The organism is Caballeronia sp. dw_276, from assembly GCF_018449635.1.
GTDB lineage: Bacteria > Pseudomonadota > Gammaproteobacteria > Burkholderiales > Burkholderiaceae > Caballeronia.
Genome location: NZ_JAAVUV010000004.1, coordinates 1 through 16,013, shown reverse-complemented (window position 1 = coordinate 16,013; position 16,013 = coordinate 1). Strand labels below are relative to the sequence as shown.

Below are 16,013 nucleotides of genomic sequence, written 5' to 3'. Positions count from 1 at the left end.
TCATCTCATGTGCTGTACATACAAACCATAACGGAGACAAACGCATGAAACTCAATCGGATTGCCATCGCACTCGCCGCGCTCACGCTGACGGGCGGAATCATTGCCGCCGCGCAAGCCGCGACGAACGAAACCATCGTTACGGTCGTGAAGGTCACGGGCATCAACTGGTTCAACCGCATGGACGACGGCGTGAAGGAATTCGCCAAGGACAACCCCGGCGTGAACGCGTATCAAACGGGTCCGGGACGCGCGGACGCGGCGCAGCAACTGAAGATCATCGAAGACTTGATCGCGAAGAAAGTGACGGCGATCGCGGTCGTTCCCTACGATCCGCCGACGCTCGAACCAGCGCTGAAAAAAGCGATGGATCGCGGCATCAAGGTCGTCACGCATGAAGCCGACAACGCCAAGAACACGATGGTCGATATCGAAGCATTCGACAATACGGCGTACGGCGCGGGCCTGAACGAACGTCTCGCGAAGTGCATGGGTTCGCAAGGCAAATGGGCGGTGCTGGTCGGTTCTCTCGGCAGCCGTTCGCAAGTTCAGTGGGCGGATGGCGGTATCGGCAATGCGAAGCAGAAGTACCCGAAGATGGATCTGGTGGAGCCGAAGCTCGAGACCAATAACGATGGCGAACGCGCTTATCAGGTCGCGAAGGAAGTGCTGCGGAAACATCCGGATCTGACGGGCTTTCAAGGATCGTCGTCGCTGGATGTGATCGGCATAGGCCGTGCGGTGGAAGAGGCCGGCAAGGTCGGCAAGATCTGCGTGTACGGCACGGGCCTGCCGACAGAAGCCGGCAAGTTCCTCGAAAGCGGCGCGGTCAACGGCATTGCGTTCTGGGACCCGAAGCTTGCGGGTATCGCGATGAACAAGGTTGCGAAGATGCTCGTGGACGGCAAGACGGTCGAGAGCGGCGCGGACCTGGGTATCGTCGGCTATAACAAGGTCACGGTCAGCAAGGGTCCGGGCAAGGGCATCATCGTGCGCGGCACGGGCTGGGTTGACGTCGACAAGACCAACTACAAGCAGTATCCGTTCTGATCTTGGCTGGCAGGACAGAAGGCGTGCATGGCGTCCCGAAGGGAACCATGCGCGCTGTCATCAGGAAGCTTGAAAGGGTTGAAGGTTCAGTGATGAGTACAGTGCCGCTTCTCGAAGTCGTCGATATCCATAAACGCTTTACGGGCGTCTATGCGCTGCGTGGCGTGAGCCTGTCGTTCGAACGCGGGCAGATCTATCATTTGCTCGGCGAGAACGGCTGCGGCAAGAGCACGTTGATCAAGATAATCTCGGGCGCGCAACCGCCCGATCAGGGCGAGCTTGTTATAGAAGGCGTGCGGCATGCGCGGCTTGCACCGCTGGAGGCGTTGTCGGCGGGTATCGAGACCGTGTATCAGGATCTTTCGTTGTTGCCGAACATGAGCGTGGCGGAGAACGTAGGGCTGACTTCAGAGCTCGCTGAACATGGCGGGCGGCTCGCGCGGACGTTTGACCGCAAGGCCCTGGCGCGCACGGCTTCGCGCGCGCTGGAAGCCGTGGGTCTTCCCGGCGATGCCGATTTTCAGGCGACGCTCGTCGAGCAGTTGCCACTGGCGACGCGCCAACTGGTGGCCATCGCGCGTGCGATTGCGAGCGAGGCGAAGTTCGTCATCATGGATGAACCCACCACGTCCCTTACGCAAAAGGAAGTCGATAACCTCATCGCGGTTCTCGCGAAACTGCGTGCCGATGGCGTCGCAGTGCTGTTCGTGAGTCACAAGCTCGACGAGTGTTATGCAATCGGCGGCGAAGTGATCGTGCTGCGCGATGGTCAGAAGATGGCGCAGGGTCCTATCGAAAATTATACGAAGGCGCAGATCGGCGAATTGATGACCGGCAAGCAGTTGTCGAACGAACGGTACAGGAAGGCCGAGGTCATGGAAGGGCGCGAGATCGTGCTCGACGTGAAGGGCTTGTCGCGTTTGCGCCAGTTCGCCGATGTGACCTTCTCGCTGCATCGCGGAGAAATTCTCGGCGTGACCGGTCTGCTCGACTCGGGGCGCAACGAACTCGCGCGCGCGCTTGCCGGCGTCGCGCCTGCGGATAGCGGGACGGTGACGCTGGATGGTTCCATCGTGCGGCTCAAAACACCGTCCGATGCCAAGTGGCAACGCATCGGCTACGTGCCCGAAGACCGCCTGAATGAAGGCCTTTTCCTCGATAAATCCATCCGCGACAACGTCATCACCGCGTTGATTTCAAGTTTGCGCGACCGCTTTGGACAAGTCGATAAAAAACGCGCACGCGAACTTGCCGAGCGCACCGTGAAGGACTTGCAGATCGCAACGCCCGACGTCGATAAACCCGTGCAATCGCTTTCGGGCGGCAACCAGCAACGCGTGTTGATCGGCCGGTGGCTGGCCATCGACCCGCGCGTGTTGATCCTGCACGGACCGACCGTTGGCGTGGATGTGGGCTCGAAGGACATCATTTATCGCATCATGCAGCGGTTGGCGGAGCAGGGCATTGGCATCATCCTGATCAGCGATGACTTGCCCGAATTGCTGCAGAATTCCGACCGCATATTGATGATGAAGAAAGGCCGTGTATCGGATGAATACAGAGCCGAAGACTTGACCGAAGCCGATCTTTATCACGCACTACTTTCAGAGGCAGCATGAGCGAGTCAATTCATCGCGTTGCTCAGACATCGCAGGTCAAGACGCCGTTGGCCGAAGTCGCGCCGCAAGTGCGGAAATTGGGCTTTACCGCACGCCTGGTGCGCAATCCGGAGTGGTTCACGCTCGGGCTGATCATCGTGACGTGTCTTGTGGTCGGTACGCTGAACCCGCGCTTTTTCCAGTTCGCGACGATCTTCGATTTGCTGCATTCGGGCACGACGGTGTCGTTATTTGCACTGGGAACGTTGGTGGTGCTGGCATCGGGGGGGATCGATGTATCGTTCACCGCGATCGCCGCTTTCACCATGTATTCGATCACCAAGGCCGTGTTCGCGTGGTGGCCGGATGCGCCGTTTGCTTTGATTTTGTTATGTGGCGCACTGGGCGGCGTGTTGCTGGGATTGGTCAATGGCGTGCTGGTGCATCGATTGAAAGCGCCTTCGCTGATCGTGACGATCGGCACGCAGTACTTGTATCGCGGGCTGTTGCTGACGTTCGTGGGGACGCAGTTTTTCATGAACATTCCGCACAGCATGGATAGCTTCGGGCGCTTACCGCTCTTCTTCTATCACACGAACGACGGCCTTCGAGCGGTGCTGCCGGTGTCGGTGATTGCGCTGTTTCTGGCGGCAGGTGTGACCTGGTGGCTGCTGAATCGAACGATGATGGGACGCGGCGTCTACGCCATGGGCGGAAGCCTGCCGATCGCCGAGCGGCTCGGCTACAACTTGCGCTCGATTCATCTGTTCGTGTTCGGGTACACCGGGATGCTTGCAGGGATTGCGGGGATTCTGCATGTATCGACGAATCGATTGGCGAATCCGTTTGATCTGGTCGGGACCGAATTGGATGTGATTGCGGCGGTGATTCTGGGTGGCGCCAGGATCACCGGCGGGACCGGGACGGTTGTCGGGACGTTGCTGGGCGTGGTGCTGGTTACGCTCATCAACAGCGTGCTGATACTGGTCGGTGTACCGAGCACGTGGCAGAAGGTGATCATCGGCGCGTTTATTCTGGTCGCCGGGACCTTGTTTGCGTTGGGGAGAAGGGCGAGGTAAGACCTCGCCCTCCTCAGTAACCCTTCATTACTCGACCTTGGTCAGGTCCTGAAAAATCAGATGCCCCCAGGTGCGGCCTCGTGCCTGGATGAGCAGGCCGCCTTCGGCGATCTTTCCAAGCTCGACCGGTGCGAACCCAAGCCGGTTGACCAGTGCCGCTACTGAGGCACTGGCCGCGTCGTCATCGCTGGAAACGAACACGACTCGCCGTCCGCCTCGAGGCGTTGTCGTTCCTTGCGCGAGGACACTCGCTGGCAGATGGTTGAACGCCTTCACCAGCTTCGCGCCCGGAAACGACTTCGCAACTGCCGCGGTCGAAGGCAGTCCGCCAAGCTCTTCGGGCGGGACATCGTATGCATTGGTTGCATCGATCACGATCTTTCCCTCCCAGCTTTTCGCCATCTGCCCGATGTCCCGATGCGTCGCAAAAGGCACGGCCAGAATGACGACGTCGGCCTTTACCGCGTCTTCGATCGACTGCGCGACGAGCGACGTTCCAATCTTTGCTGCGAACGCGTCGAGCGGCCGCCTGCCTGCCACGGCTACTTCGATGCCTTTACCGGCAAATGCCTGGGCGATGGCCGTCCCGATCTTGCCAAGCCCGATGATCGCGTAGTTCATGTACCTCTCCTTTAATAGTTGAACGGATCTCAGACCTGGCCGACACCACCGTCGTCCATCAGGTCCGCGCCGGTCATGTATGAACTCTGATCCGACGCGAGGAACAGCGCCGCGCTGGCCATTTCCTCGGCGCGCGCAAGCCGTCCAAGCGGGATCATGTTCAGGTACATCTTCACCAGCGCCTCGCGCTCCTCGGGCGACTTTGCTTGGGAATCGAGGATTGGCGTATCGGTGACGCCTGGGCTCAGCGTGTTGACGCGAATGCCGCGATCTTTGAATTCCGCGGCCCAGGTGCGGGCGTAGGAACGCAGTGCCGCCTTGGTCGCGGCATACGTGGTGTGTCCCGGGATGCCCATGCCGTGCATCGCCGATGAAACCAGCACGATCGAGCCACCACCCGTCATCAGCGGCAGCAGCTTCTGCACGAGAAAAACCGGCGCGCGGGCGTTGAGGTTGAAGGTCTTGTCAAAATGTTCGGGCGTGAGGGTATCGAGGGAAGCCTGCTCGGTTAAGCCTGCGTTCGACACGACAATATCGACCACCCCTTTTTCTTTCTTTACCAATGCAGCAACGCGGTCGAGGTCATCGACATCTGTGACATCGGCCTGAATGGCGGTGACGTTGCGCCCGATGAGTTTGGCGGCTTCGTCGAGCTGCGCCTGCCGTCGGCCGAAGATAAATACGTGAGCGCCTTCCGCGGCAAACCGCTGGGCGATAGCTAATCCGATACCGGTCGTTCCGCCGCTGATGACGGCGATCTTGCCTTCGAGATTGGACATTGAAACCTCTTGTTCTGTGCGTGATCGACAGAACCAGCATAATTCCCTTCTCGGCGAATGATAATCCGCTGATTTTTCATAATATCTATTCTTGAAACGAATGGGTCACGCGAGGGGAATGCAATGGACCGGTTTCACGAAGTGAATGCGTTTATCGCTGTAGTGGAAGCGGGCGGGTTTTCCGCCGCGGCGCGCAGAACCGGCGATTCACAGTCAGGTGTCAGCAAAGCGGTCGGTGCGCTGGAGAAGCGTCTCGGCGTGATGCTGTTCAACCGCAGCACGCGCAGCGTCACACTGACCGATCAAGGCCAGCGATACTACGACCGGACGAAACCGCTCGTTGAAGAGATGGATGAAGCCGATAGCGAACTGAAAAGCAGCACGCTCAACGTCTCGGGCATGATCAGGATCGCGACGTCATCGACCTTCGGACGGCTTCACATTCTTCCGCTGATACCCGAATTGTTGGCGCTCAATCCCGGCCTTCAGGTCGATCTCGTTCTGTCAGACTTCGTGCGGGACATGGTGGAGGACCGGATCGACCTGGCGATCCGCGTAGGTCCCGTCAATGAACCTGAGGCGGTTGTGAAGCGCGTGACCACTACGCCGCTCGTGTGCGTCGGATCGCGGCGATACTTCGAGCAGCGCGGAATACCAAAAACCCCGGCTGAACTGGTCGATCACAATTGCCTGTTATACGGCGGCCTGATGGAATCGTCGAACTGGCCGTTCGTTGGACCGGAAGGCCGCTTCAACGTGGCCGTTCGCGGCAATCTTTCGTCGAATAGCGTCGAGACAATCCGCTCCGGTGTGCTGGACGGCGTTGGAATTGGTTTGTTCGCGAAGGTCTCTCTAGCCGATGAACTCGACCATCCGGACGTGATCACGATTCTCGAAGAATTTATAGGCGACGCGAGAGACATAAGCCTTATCTGGCCAAAACGCCGGTTCGTACCTGCACGCGTGCGCCGCGCGACTGACTTTTTTGCTGCGGCTTTACTGCAGCGTATTTAGTCTGCGCCGCGGCTCATGCCCTTCTCCGTAATTACGGAATCGAACTTGTCGAGTTGGGAAAATCGCAGAGCTTTGACTTTTCCCAGCTTGCTGGCATCGACGACCAGGTGACGTTCAACGGCGCTTTCCATAGCGGCCTGTTTGATCGCGACTTCGTGGAAATTCCAGCATGTCACGCCACGCGTTTCATCCACTCCGCCGGCGGATATGAACGCCTTGTTGATTCCCATCCGCTTCAGCGTTTCGATGCTTTCATCGCTGGAAAATGAATCCGATGACGGCGCATAAACCCCGCCCAGCAAAATCATTCGCACGTTGGGCTTGCGCCGCAAAATCTCGGCCACGTTCAGCGAATAACACACGACCGTCAGGTGCATGTCGGCGGGAACGAGCCGCGCCAGCGTGGTCAGGGTCGTGCCGCAATCGATGAAAACCGTCTCGCTGTCCACGAGCAAACGCGCAGCAATCGCCGACGCCTCCGCCTTGGCCTGCGCGAAGTGATCCTTCTCTTCGTCGATGGTATAGCCCGAACCGTTGGGGACGTCCGACGCGCGAACGATGTAGCCGCCCAGGTAAGTGAAGGTTCCGGGATTCGACGAGATGTCGCGGCGAACCGTCATCTCCGATACGTCGAGCAACGTCGCGGCATCGCGAAGACGCATGACGCTTTGCTCGCGCAAAGCTTCGGCAAGGACACGCAGACGATCGTTTTTGGTCATGGGGAGAGCAGGGGCGCAGATGTGGTTCTTGTTAGTTTTTGTTCGCCTGATGAGACGATTATAACAAGCGGGCGCGCCGTGCTGGTCCCGTTCAATCTGCGGCGCGCGCCTTGATCAACGCGGCAGCGGATGTGATCGACGTCTGTTCGACCGCAACTTTTGCAATGCCGGGCAACGCTTCGTCGGCAAGCTGGGTCAGCGTGCGCCCCGGCGGCATTTCCACGAAAACCTGCACGCCGAGTTCGCTCAGCACGACGGTCGAGTCGTGCCATCGGACGGGATAGCGAAGGTTTGTCGCGAGGTCCAGGCGTACCGCGTCGGCCTGACGCAACGGCCGCGCTCCGCGATTGCCGATGTACGGAATCGTTAGCGTCCTGAACTCGACCTTCGATGCGGCTTCGGTGAGTTCGCGGGCGGCATCGTCAAGGAGGGCGCAATGGGAAGGCACGCTCACCGCAAGTCGTTCGGCTTTGCGTGCGCCCGCTTGCAGCGCGTGTTGACGCACGAGGTCGAGATCGGCGTCGGCGCCCGCCACCACGATCTGCCGCGGCGCATTCAGGTTCGCGATGAACGCGGCCTTTGCATTTGTACTGGCGATGACGGCATCGACCTCACGTTCGCTGAAGCCCGAAACCGCAAGCATGCCGTAGCCGTGGGGATAAGCGCGTTCCATGAGTTGCGCGCGTAGTTGCAGGAGTTTCAGCGCGTCATCGAAATTGATTGCGTCGGCCGCGACCGCCGCGCCATATGCGCCCACCGATAATCCCGCGACCGCATCGGGCACGATGCCTTCATCGCGCAACGCACGCATGATCGCAACGCCCGCGATAAACAAGCCGAGCTGAACGGCAACGGTCGATTTCAAGGCATCGGCGTGATCGAGATCGAGGACGTTCATGTGCAATACGTCAGATGCTTCTTCGAAAGTCGAGACGATCCGCGCATGGGGCGATGCGCCGCCGAGCGTATGCAGAAAGCCCGCGAATTGCGAGCCTTGGCCAGGGAAAAGGAACGCGATCATGCGGCGCAACTCGTTTGCCACGGATCGGCGACCAGCTTCGGGCCATCGGCGGATCGAAGCATGACGCGCGCGCCGGGATGAGCGAATTCCGCAAGCGAGAACACGCCTTCGTGCGTTTCGATTTGGACGTCGATGCGTATGGCGTGTTCGAAAGCGGAGGCCGAAAGGGCATCGAACAAGGTCCTTGCTTCAGAGCGATCGAGAGGCTGCGGCGCGCGCATCAGAAGGTCGAGATCGCTTTTGTCAGTCACGGTCGCGCAGTCGCTCGCCAGCTCGAAACCCACGCTGCCCGTAGGTCCCCATGCAAGTCCTGACGCATCGCAGATGGGCGTTATGGCTCGGAGCAACAACTTGAACGGCGGTAAATCGGCGCGGGTCTGATGAGGCTTTGCGGACTTCAGCATCTCCGGCGGAAGCACGGCTTCAACATGCTGCAAGTCCATCCACGAACCAAAACGTTCGCCGCGTACCGCGCCGCGAATTCCAACGGCAACGCGTCCGTCCAACGCGCGCGCACGGCGAACCACCACAAACGGCGCGCGTTCCAAAGAAGCTGCAACCCACGCAGGCGCATTCGAAAAGGCAGGCGCGCCGTGCCCGAGCCGCAACAAGTCGTGCGGATTCACGACGCGTCCCATTGCTCCGCCATGCGCTTGCGTACTTCTATTGATGCAGCGCGATTGCGCTTCGCATCCGCCGATTGCAGGCGCGACGAGAGATCGTTCGGACCTTGACGCGCGTCTTCAACAGCCGCGATCAGCGAAGCCTTTACACGCTCCACGTCTTCACGTCCGGGTGTATCGGCGTTGATCCCTTCAATGAGCTCGTGCAGCAGCCCGAGCTTCGCGTAGGAACTCATCTTGTAGGACATGGGCAGGACGCGATCGCCGAGTTCATCGAGCCCTTCCACGCTGCGCCGCGTGACGCGCGCGGCCGCTTCCTTGCCCATTGCGTGCACGCTGATGCCGCTCGCGTCGAGCGCGACAATGCGGTTCGCCTGATACCCATGCGCGAGAAACGCGCCGGACATGGCCGGGCCAACAATCAGCGCGATCACCGGATGCCCGGCGAGGCGCGCGCTTGCGTAGGCGTCGACGCCCGCAGCGCAGGCGAGATGAACGCCGAGCAATTCCTCGCAACGGCCATACGCCTGACTCTTTACATCGACGATGGCAACAATCGGGCGCTTCACTGCTGCATCGCGGTCCGCGTCCAACGCTTCGCGTACTGCGCGTGCAAGCAGCCATCCTTGTTCGAGTCCGACGACGTTATCGGTGGCGCGGGGGAAGCGGTTTTGCGGGTCCGGGACGACGGTGATAAAGCGCGCGGTTGTATCGCCGAGCGGGGCGTCGGCGCTGCGGATCGGTCCTTCGCCGTTTACCTCATGCGAGGTCAGCGCGTCGATCCAGATCTGTCCACGTGTAGCGTTCATCATGCGTCTCCTTGCCAAAGCGTGCGCAAAACTGCGGGGTCGATCGCCGCTGGATCGACGCGCGAAAGCCGTTCGAGTTGTTTATCGATTTGTTCTGTCCTGTGACTCGTCGGCACGCCACATTTGAACGCGTCGAGCACGGCGTTCAGGACCTGATCCGTGTCGTCTTCAACGAGTGAATCGACAAGGCCGACCGCCGCGCGTTCCTCGCCACCGATCATCGACCAGATGAGCTTGCGGTCGCGCGAATCGAGTTCTTCGACGCCCGCTTCCTGTTCGATCACTTCCGGTCCGTTCATGCCGAGCCGCGCCTGACGCGTCATCACCAGATAGCTGCATAAGGCCGCAGCCAGCGACATTCCGCCGAAGCATCCAACCATCCCGCCGATAACACCGACCACCGGCACATATCGACGCAACGCGACAATTCCGGCCTGGATCTCCGCGATAACGGCCAGTCCGAGATTCGCTTCCTGAAGTCGTACGCCACCGGTCTCGAACAGGATCACGGGACGTATCGTGCGGCCCGCTTCGAACTCGCGCAGCGCAAATTCAAGCGATGCCGCGATCTTCGCGCCCGACACTTCGCCAATGCTTCCGCCCTGGAACGCGGGCTCGATTGCAGCGATCACAGCGGGCTCGCCGCCGAGCGTGCCGCGCGCGATCACCGCGCCGTCGTCGGATTGGCAGACCACGTTTTGCATTGCGAGCCACGGGGATTCGAGCCGGTCGAACGGTCCGAGCAATTCGCGGAACGTGCTCGGATCGAGTAACGCGCGAGCGCGTTCGCGCGCCGTCAATTCGATAAAGCTATGCTGCGCGATAAAGCTGTCATGAGCGTTCATGGTGTGTCTCCTTCGCTGGCTTCCACGGCTTCGGCAAGCCGTAACATCACGACGCCCGGCGTCGCGCCGAAGTCGTTCAGCTCGAGCTTCGCGGCGCCGTCGTATCGGGAGAAGAACCGGTCGAGCACGCTTTTCCAGACGGTTTCGTAACCATCTACGCTCGTGCGGATCACGACTTCCGCGTGATCTTTCTCCGATGGCGACAGCAGTATTTCCAGATCTCCCGAGCCGACGACGCCCACATGGGCGCGTTGCGGCACGGGGCGGGTGGCGGGGTATTCGTAGCGCAGGTTTTCCATGGCGGATCTCAGAGCGTCAGCCGACGCAGGGCAGGGTATCGAGAAAGAGCGCTGCGGCGAGCAGGTCCGCTGCGCCGCCGGGCGATGCGTTCAATTGCAGTAGCTTTTGGTCAAGACGCAAGAGGGCGGCATAACCTTCGGGTTGCGATGCGCCGCCTGCTCGCAGCGCTTCACGTGCGCCGGATTGCGCGGCATCCAACGCGATGCGGCCGCCGCGATGCAGGAGACAGGTGTCATCGAGCGTGGCGATGATCGCGAGTAATGCGTCAAGACGCGCCGCGTTTTCCGGCGCGCCTTTTGCGCGAGACTCACGCAATGCGGGCAAGCCGATTTGAAGCACATGAGGAAAGCCTTCGGCCGCCTGACCACGCGCACCGGCGACGCCGAATCGCTGTGTCACACGAGCACCGTGCGTTTGCGTCACCGCAGAAGGTGCAAACCGATCTTCAAAACGCGAAATGGCAGCGGCCTGCGAACAGAGCATTGCCAAGTCATCAGAAGGATTCATCGCGGCGCTCGAAACGAGCAAGCCGACAATCCATATCGCCCCGCGATGCGCATTGCTTCCGCCGGTCGCGCGCATCATTGCGACTTCCCCTTCGCGGCCGATGCGCGCGAGCTGCTCGCGCAAGCGCTGCGAAGGCTGGGCGTTTGAGGACGCGCGAGCCAAAGCAACGAATGTAGGTTGCAGCGAATGCGCGGAGCGCAGCATGATATCCAGGTCGAGATCACGATGTGCACCGCTGCCGCGCCGATCCACCAACGCGGGTTTCGGCGTGAGGCACGCTTCATCGATCAACGCGTTTACCGCGCGATCAGCGAGCGCCAACGGATCGCATATAACGTTTTTGAGAACAGCCTGAGCGCAAGCCATGGCGCTCACCAGCCGCGGAATTTTGCTGGCGGCTGATACAAGCCGCCGGACCAAGCAACCAGATCATCGATGCTGCGCGCCGCAAGCAACGACCGCTTCGCTTCGCCGCGTCGAATGCCGAGATCTTCCGGGTACGCGACCACGCCACGACGACGCAACTCGGCGGTCTTGGCCGGATCCGCGCGCATGCCGATGGGCGTCACGCCCGCAACCGCGCGCAACGCCGCGCGGCGCTCCTCAACGCCCTCTGCCGCATGCAGATAAGCAATGCCTTCCTCGGTGACGACATGGCTGACGTCGTCGCCGTAGATCATCACGGGCGCGATGGGCATATTGCTTTGCTTGCCGACGGCGATGGCGTCGAGTGCATCGACAATGGTCGGCTCGCCGCCTTTCTTGAACGTCTCGGCGGTTTGCACAACGAGCTTGTGGCCGCGGCTGATCGCGCTATTGGGTCCATCGTTTTTCATCAACGATAACCACGCCTCGCTCGAATGCCGCCGTCCGCGCGGATCGTGTCCCATGTTCGGCGCGCCACCAAAACCGGCGAGGCGTCCGAGCGTCACCGTCGATGAATTCGCATCAACGTCCATCTGCAACGTCGAACCTATGAAGAGATCGACGCCATATTGCCCCGCAAGCTGACACAGCACGCGGTTGGAACGCAGGCTGCCATCGCGTCCGGTGAAGAACACGTCCGAGCGCGCTTCAATGTAGTCCTCCATCCCGACTTCGCTGCCGAAGCAATGCACGCTTTCAACCCAGCCGCTTTCTATTGCGGGAATCAAGGTGGGATGGGGGTTGAGCGCCCAGTGCGTGCAGATCTTGCCCTTCAGGCCGTGCGCTGCACCGTAGGTGGGTAAGAGCAATTCGATGGCGGCGGTGTCGAAGCCGATACCGTGATTCAACGCCCGCACGCCATAACGCTCGTAGATGCCGCGAATGGTCATCATCGCCATGAGGATCTGCAACTCGCCGATATGACGCGGATCGCGCGTGAACAGCGGCTCGACCGCAAACGGCCGGTCCGCCTGCACGACGACATCGACCCATGAGCCGGGGATATCGACGCGCGGAAGTTCATCGACGATCTCGTTCACTTGCGCGACCACGATGCCATGACGGAACGCCGTTGCTTCGACAATGGTCGGCGTATCTTCCGTATTCGGACCCGTGTAGAGGTTGCCGTGCCGGTCGGCTTGCACCGCGCAGACGAGCGCCACTTGCGGCGTCAGGTCGATGAACATGCGCGCATATAGTTCGATGTACGTATAAATAGCACCGATTTCGAGCTGTCCGTCCTCGAGCAGTTGCGCGACCCGCAGGCTCTGCGGTCCGGCAAACGAGAAGTCCACCTTCCGCGCGATCCCGCGTTCGAACAACGTCAAATGTTCAGGCCGGCTGATGCTGGAGATCAGCAAATGCACGTCATGCACGCGCGACGGATCGAGCTTCGCGAACGCACGCGAAAGAAAGTCCGCCTGCTTCTGATTATTGCCTTCGAGCGCGACGCGGTCGCCGGATTGGATCAGCGTTTCCAGTGCATCGACAATGCGCTCTGATTTGAGTACGCCATTATCGAGCCAGCCTTCGATTGCTTTGAGTCGCCGCGCTTTTTCCAGCGCCCGCGTGTTCCATTGGCGCGGTTCTGGAGCGGTATCGGCTTGTGCGGGAGGATTCATAGGATGGCCTCGGTGTCTGTCTCTCGAAGATCCGCGCTCAAGCGGATTTCGAAGCGGTTGAAGAGCGGCGGCGTTTCTTCGGCTGCGAGGCCTGTGCCTGCATTTGCGCGTCGTGAAGGAAACGATAAACCAGTTCGCCGGTCGCGAGCAGATGACGTGCGACGAGCGTTTGCGCCGCCTCGGTATCGCGGGCGTGCAGGGCCTGAAGGATGGCCTCATGCTCGGCGTCGGACCGGCCTTTGAACGTCGGCATGCCGAATTTCAGGCGCAGATAACGCTCCCCGCGGCGGTGCATGGTGCCGATCAGTTCCATCAAGTGCGGTCGGTCGGCCGGCGCATACAAGCTCATATGGAACTGTTCGTTACGCACTACATACAGCGCGGGGTCCGGCTCGTTCGCGGCGGCTTCGAGCAATTCGCGGGCTTCCGCAAGCGTTGCATCGGTATGGCGTTCAATCGCGATGCCAATCGCCAGGCTCTCCAGCGATGCGCGAATCTCATAGATTTCGCGCGCTTCGTCAGGAGATTGAAGGCTAACCGATGCCCCACGGTTTTGTTCGATTGTGACCCAGCCCTCGGTGTCCAGTTGCCGGAATGCTTCGCGCACAGGAATGGCGCTCACCGAGAACTGCTTGGCAATGGCGTCCTGGCGCAGCGGCTCGCCCGGCAACAGCGTCCCTTCGACAATGGCCGAACGTAGCGCGTCCGCAATATAGCGGGAGGTGCTTTGGCGCGGTTCGAACTGCGCCTCACGAAAAGCCTGATTCAACTCATTTTTCATACGCTTGATTCGCCGATGCTAGGTAGAAGTGCGGAGTGGTCAACCGCGTAATTTCAAATATTATATATGAAATTGCACCTTTGAGGATTTTGAAGAAGACCCGGTGCTTACCCGCAGACGCTCGATCCACTGAACAGAGCGCGTCGCTTTTAACCAGGAAGACATTCATGCCACGCACGCTGGAACCATCGATAGCCGCCGCCCGGCGGACACGAACGCCTCTGAACCGGACACAGATAGTTGGTTTCTGGGGCGCCTGGGCAGGGTGGACGCTCGACGGAATGGACTCATTCATCTACGCGTTGGTGCTGGCTCCGGCGCTGACCGAACTGCTGCCCCGTTCCGGTTATGCGGCTACGCCCGCGAACGTGGGTCTTGCGGGATCGATCCTGTTCGCGCTGTTCCTGGTGGGTTGGGGGCTGTCGTTCATCTGGGGACCGCTGGCCGACCGCTTCGGACGCACCAAAGTGCTCGCCGCGACCATCTTCACGTTCGCGATTTTCACCGGGCTCGCAGCGACATCGCATACGGTTTGGGAACTGGGGATTTACCGGTTTCTCGCGGGCGTTGGCATTGGTGGGGAATGGGCCTTGGCTGGTACGTACGTGGCCGAGGCGTGGCCGGAAGATCGCCGCAAGATGGGCGCGGGATATTTGCAGACCGGGTATTACGCGGGATTCTTTATTGCGGCGGCGCTGAATTACACCATTGGCGCAACCTTTGGATGGCGCGCGATGTTCCTTGTCGGCGTGGTGCCGGTGGTGGTATCGATCATTGTGTTGCTGCGCGTGAAGGAAACTGAAAAGTGGCAGAAGGTCGAGGCAACGGCCGTCAAGCAGGTGAGTTCTCTGCGATCGATATTCTCGGCCCAATACCGGCAGCGTACGATTGTTGCGACCGTGTTGCTGACGGTGGCGATCATTGGCTTGTGGGCTGGCGCGGTCTATGAACCTTCGGCCGTGATTCAACTCGCGACGAAGGCAGGCATGACGAAGCCGGAGGCGGCGCGGATGGCATCGATTGCGACGGGATTGTTGTCCATCGGCACGATTGTCGGATGTCTTGCTTTACCGCCGATGGCCGAGAAGATCGGGCGCAGGCTGACGCTGGCGGTTTATTTCATCGGAATGGCTGTGTCGATTGTGCTGGCGTTTGGTTGGGCGTTTTATCTTGAGAACGGGCTTGTGCCGTTTATTGCGTTGTTGGTCGTGCTGGGGTTCTTTGGCGGTAACTTTGCGCTTTTCAGCCTGTGGCTGCCGGAGCAGTTTGAAACTCGGGTACGGGCGACGGCGTTTGCGTTCTGTACGTCAATAGGGCGCTTTTTTGGGGCTATCGTGAATTTTGGCATCGGCGCGATGGTGCTGCATATGAAGACGCTTGGTGTGCCGATTGCGCTGACGGCTATTGCGTTTGTGATCGGGTTGGCGGTGATTCCGTTTGCGCCTGAAACTAAGGGGCAGGATTTACCGCACTAGGGCGCTGGCGCTTGGGCGGGGTTGAGGCTGGGTGGCTGCTTTTTGGGTCTTCGCGCGTTCCGTCTTGGCTGTTCTCTTTAGCACTATTAGCCACTGTCCGTGGCGGGACTTCATTTCTTTGTCCAACGGCGACAAAGAAACGAAGCAAAGAAAACGCCTCTCCACAATCGGCTCATAAGTGTCCCCAGCGTGCAGTGACAACTATTTGGTACCCCAAAAGCACGCTCGGCGCATAAAAACGAACAGTTGAAACCCTCCCCCTCCGTTAAAGGCAACCCACACGCTTCGCCACCAGTGTGGGAATCCGTTAATACGGAAACCTCGCCTACGCATAACGATGGAATAGCCCATAACGGATTCAAAGCATTTTGAACCCGAGACTTCTTCACCGGTACGGCCGACCCCTCGGTTTGGGCGCCAGCGCGCGCAGCGCGGAAGCCTGGTTGATGGATACCCACACTGGTGGCGAAGCGTGTGGGTATCTGTTGACGGAGGGGGAGGGTTTCAACAGGACGAGGTTATTCGCTGAGCGTGCTTTTGGGGTACCAAACAGTTGTCATTGCACGCTGTGGACACTTAAGAATTAGCGGTTGAGAGGCGTTTTCTTTGCTTCGTTTCTTTGTCGCCGTTGTGTTTAGACCGGAGACATAGTTGACACTTGTACGAGGACATAGCTGACACATTTCATAGTGAGATCAGGGGCTGGTTCAGGTCAAGTTCCATCACCCGATGTTGATAAAAAAAG

The 16,013-nt window shown here is 59.8% G+C and carries 16 protein-coding genes; 5 read left to right on the top strand and 11 right to left on the bottom strand.

The genetic code is table 11. The annotated features are described in order from the left end of the window. Window positions 1-44: 44 nt before the first annotated feature. The 3 genes from HB633_RS08850 to HB633_RS08840 all read left to right on the top strand — a co-directional run bounded on the left by HB633_RS08850 (window position 45) and on the right by HB633_RS08840 (window position 3,726). Complete coding sequence (locus HB633_RS08850; RefSeq protein WP_213777736.1) at window positions 45-1,049, top strand: autoinducer 2 ABC transporter substrate-binding protein; 1,005 nt, start codon at window positions 45-47, stop codon at window positions 1,047-1,049. Between the two features lie 92 nt (window positions 1,050-1,141). After that, window positions 1,142-2,668, top strand: coding sequence for a sugar ABC transporter ATP-binding protein (locus tag HB633_RS08845; protein WP_213777735.1), 1,527 nt, complete (start codon window positions 1,142-1,144; stop codon window positions 2,666-2,668). Next, window positions 2,665-3,726: an ABC transporter permease gene (locus HB633_RS08840; RefSeq protein WP_213777734.1), complete on the top strand. Its 1,062-nt coding sequence runs from the start codon at window positions 2,665-2,667 to the stop codon at window positions 3,724-3,726. Before HB633_RS08845 ends, HB633_RS08840 begins: the two co-directional genes overlap by 4 nt. Before the next feature lie 27 nt (window positions 3,727-3,753). Here HB633_RS08840 and HB633_RS08835 read toward each other — a convergent pair whose 3' ends face one another. Together HB633_RS08835 and HB633_RS08830 are read right to left on the bottom strand one after the other, a co-directional pair. Next, entirely contained in the window at window positions 3,754-4,347 is a 594-nt protein-coding gene (locus tag HB633_RS08835) for an NAD(P)-binding domain-containing protein (RefSeq protein ID WP_213777733.1), read from the bottom strand. Between the two features lie 29 nt (window positions 4,348-4,376). Further along, window positions 4,377-5,126: an SDR family oxidoreductase gene (locus HB633_RS08830; RefSeq protein ID WP_213777732.1), complete on the bottom strand. Its 750-nt coding sequence runs from the start codon at window positions 5,124-5,126 to the stop codon at window positions 4,377-4,379. A 123-nt stretch (window positions 5,127-5,249) separates the two neighbouring features. Between HB633_RS08830 and HB633_RS08825 the strand changes: the two genes are divergently transcribed. Beyond that, entirely contained in the window at window positions 5,250-6,140 is an 891-nt protein-coding gene (locus HB633_RS08825; RefSeq protein WP_213777731.1) for a LysR family transcriptional regulator, read from the top strand. Here the strand turns inward: HB633_RS08825 and HB633_RS08820 are convergent. The 9 genes from HB633_RS08820 to HB633_RS08780 all read right to left on the bottom strand — a co-directional run bounded on the left by HB633_RS08820 (window position 6,137) and on the right by HB633_RS08780 (window position 13,793). Continuing rightward, entirely contained in the window at window positions 6,137-6,859 is a 723-nt protein-coding gene (locus HB633_RS08820; protein WP_213777730.1) for a DeoR family transcriptional regulator, read from the bottom strand. The two genes, HB633_RS08825 and HB633_RS08820, sit on opposite strands and share 4 nt — an antisense overlap. A gap of 91 nt (window positions 6,860-6,950) precedes the next feature. Then, window positions 6,951-7,880, bottom strand: a complete 930-nt coding sequence (gene mdcH, locus HB633_RS08815) for a malonate decarboxylase subunit epsilon (RefSeq protein ID WP_213777729.1) — start codon at window positions 7,878-7,880, stop codon at window positions 6,951-6,953. Next, window positions 7,877-8,518: a malonate decarboxylase holo-ACP synthase gene (locus tag HB633_RS08810; RefSeq protein ID WP_213777728.1), complete on the bottom strand. Its 642-nt coding sequence runs from the start codon at window positions 8,516-8,518 to the stop codon at window positions 7,877-7,879. The genes mdcH and HB633_RS08810 overlap by 4 nt, the downstream gene beginning before the upstream one ends. Beyond that, window positions 8,503-9,315 carry a biotin-independent malonate decarboxylase subunit gamma gene (gene mdcE, locus HB633_RS08805; RefSeq protein WP_255580826.1) on the bottom strand — a complete coding sequence of 271 codons (813 nt, stop codon included), beginning with the start codon at window positions 9,313-9,315 and terminating at the stop codon, window positions 8,503-8,505. Before mdcE ends, HB633_RS08810 begins: the two co-directional genes overlap by 16 nt. Next, a complete protein-coding gene (locus tag HB633_RS08800; RefSeq protein ID WP_213777727.1) occupies window positions 9,312-10,157 on the bottom strand; it encodes a biotin-independent malonate decarboxylase subunit beta in 846 nt (281 codons plus the stop codon). Before HB633_RS08800 ends, mdcE begins: the two co-directional genes overlap by 4 nt. Further along, the gene (locus HB633_RS08795; RefSeq protein WP_213777726.1) at window positions 10,154-10,456 is read right to left on the bottom strand and encodes a malonate decarboxylase subunit delta; all 303 of its coding nucleotides are present in this window, start codon (window positions 10,454-10,456) and stop codon (window positions 10,154-10,156) included. Before HB633_RS08795 ends, HB633_RS08800 begins: the two co-directional genes overlap by 4 nt. Before the next feature lie 16 nt (window positions 10,457-10,472). Continuing rightward, window positions 10,473-11,330 (bottom strand): triphosphoribosyl-dephospho-CoA synthase, encoded by an 858-nt coding sequence (locus tag HB633_RS08790; protein ID WP_213777725.1) that lies wholly within the window; start codon window positions 11,328-11,330, stop codon window positions 10,473-10,475. A gap of 5 nt (window positions 11,331-11,335) precedes the next feature. After that, window positions 11,336-13,012 carry a malonate decarboxylase subunit alpha gene (gene mdcA, locus HB633_RS08785; RefSeq protein ID WP_213777724.1) on the bottom strand — a complete coding sequence of 559 codons (1,677 nt, stop codon included), beginning with the start codon at window positions 13,010-13,012 and terminating at the stop codon, window positions 11,336-11,338. A 37-nt stretch (window positions 13,013-13,049) separates the two neighbouring features. Next, window positions 13,050-13,793 (bottom strand): GntR family transcriptional regulator, encoded by a 744-nt coding sequence (locus HB633_RS08780; RefSeq protein ID WP_213777723.1) that lies wholly within the window; start codon window positions 13,791-13,793, stop codon window positions 13,050-13,052. A 167-nt stretch (window positions 13,794-13,960) separates the two neighbouring features. Here HB633_RS08780 and HB633_RS08775 point away from each other — a divergent pair, with 167 nt between their 5' ends. After that, a complete protein-coding gene (locus tag HB633_RS08775) occupies window positions 13,961-15,268 on the top strand; it encodes an MFS transporter (RefSeq protein ID WP_213777722.1) in 1,308 nt (435 codons plus the stop codon). The last annotated feature ends 745 nt before the right edge of the window (window positions 15,269-16,013 follow it).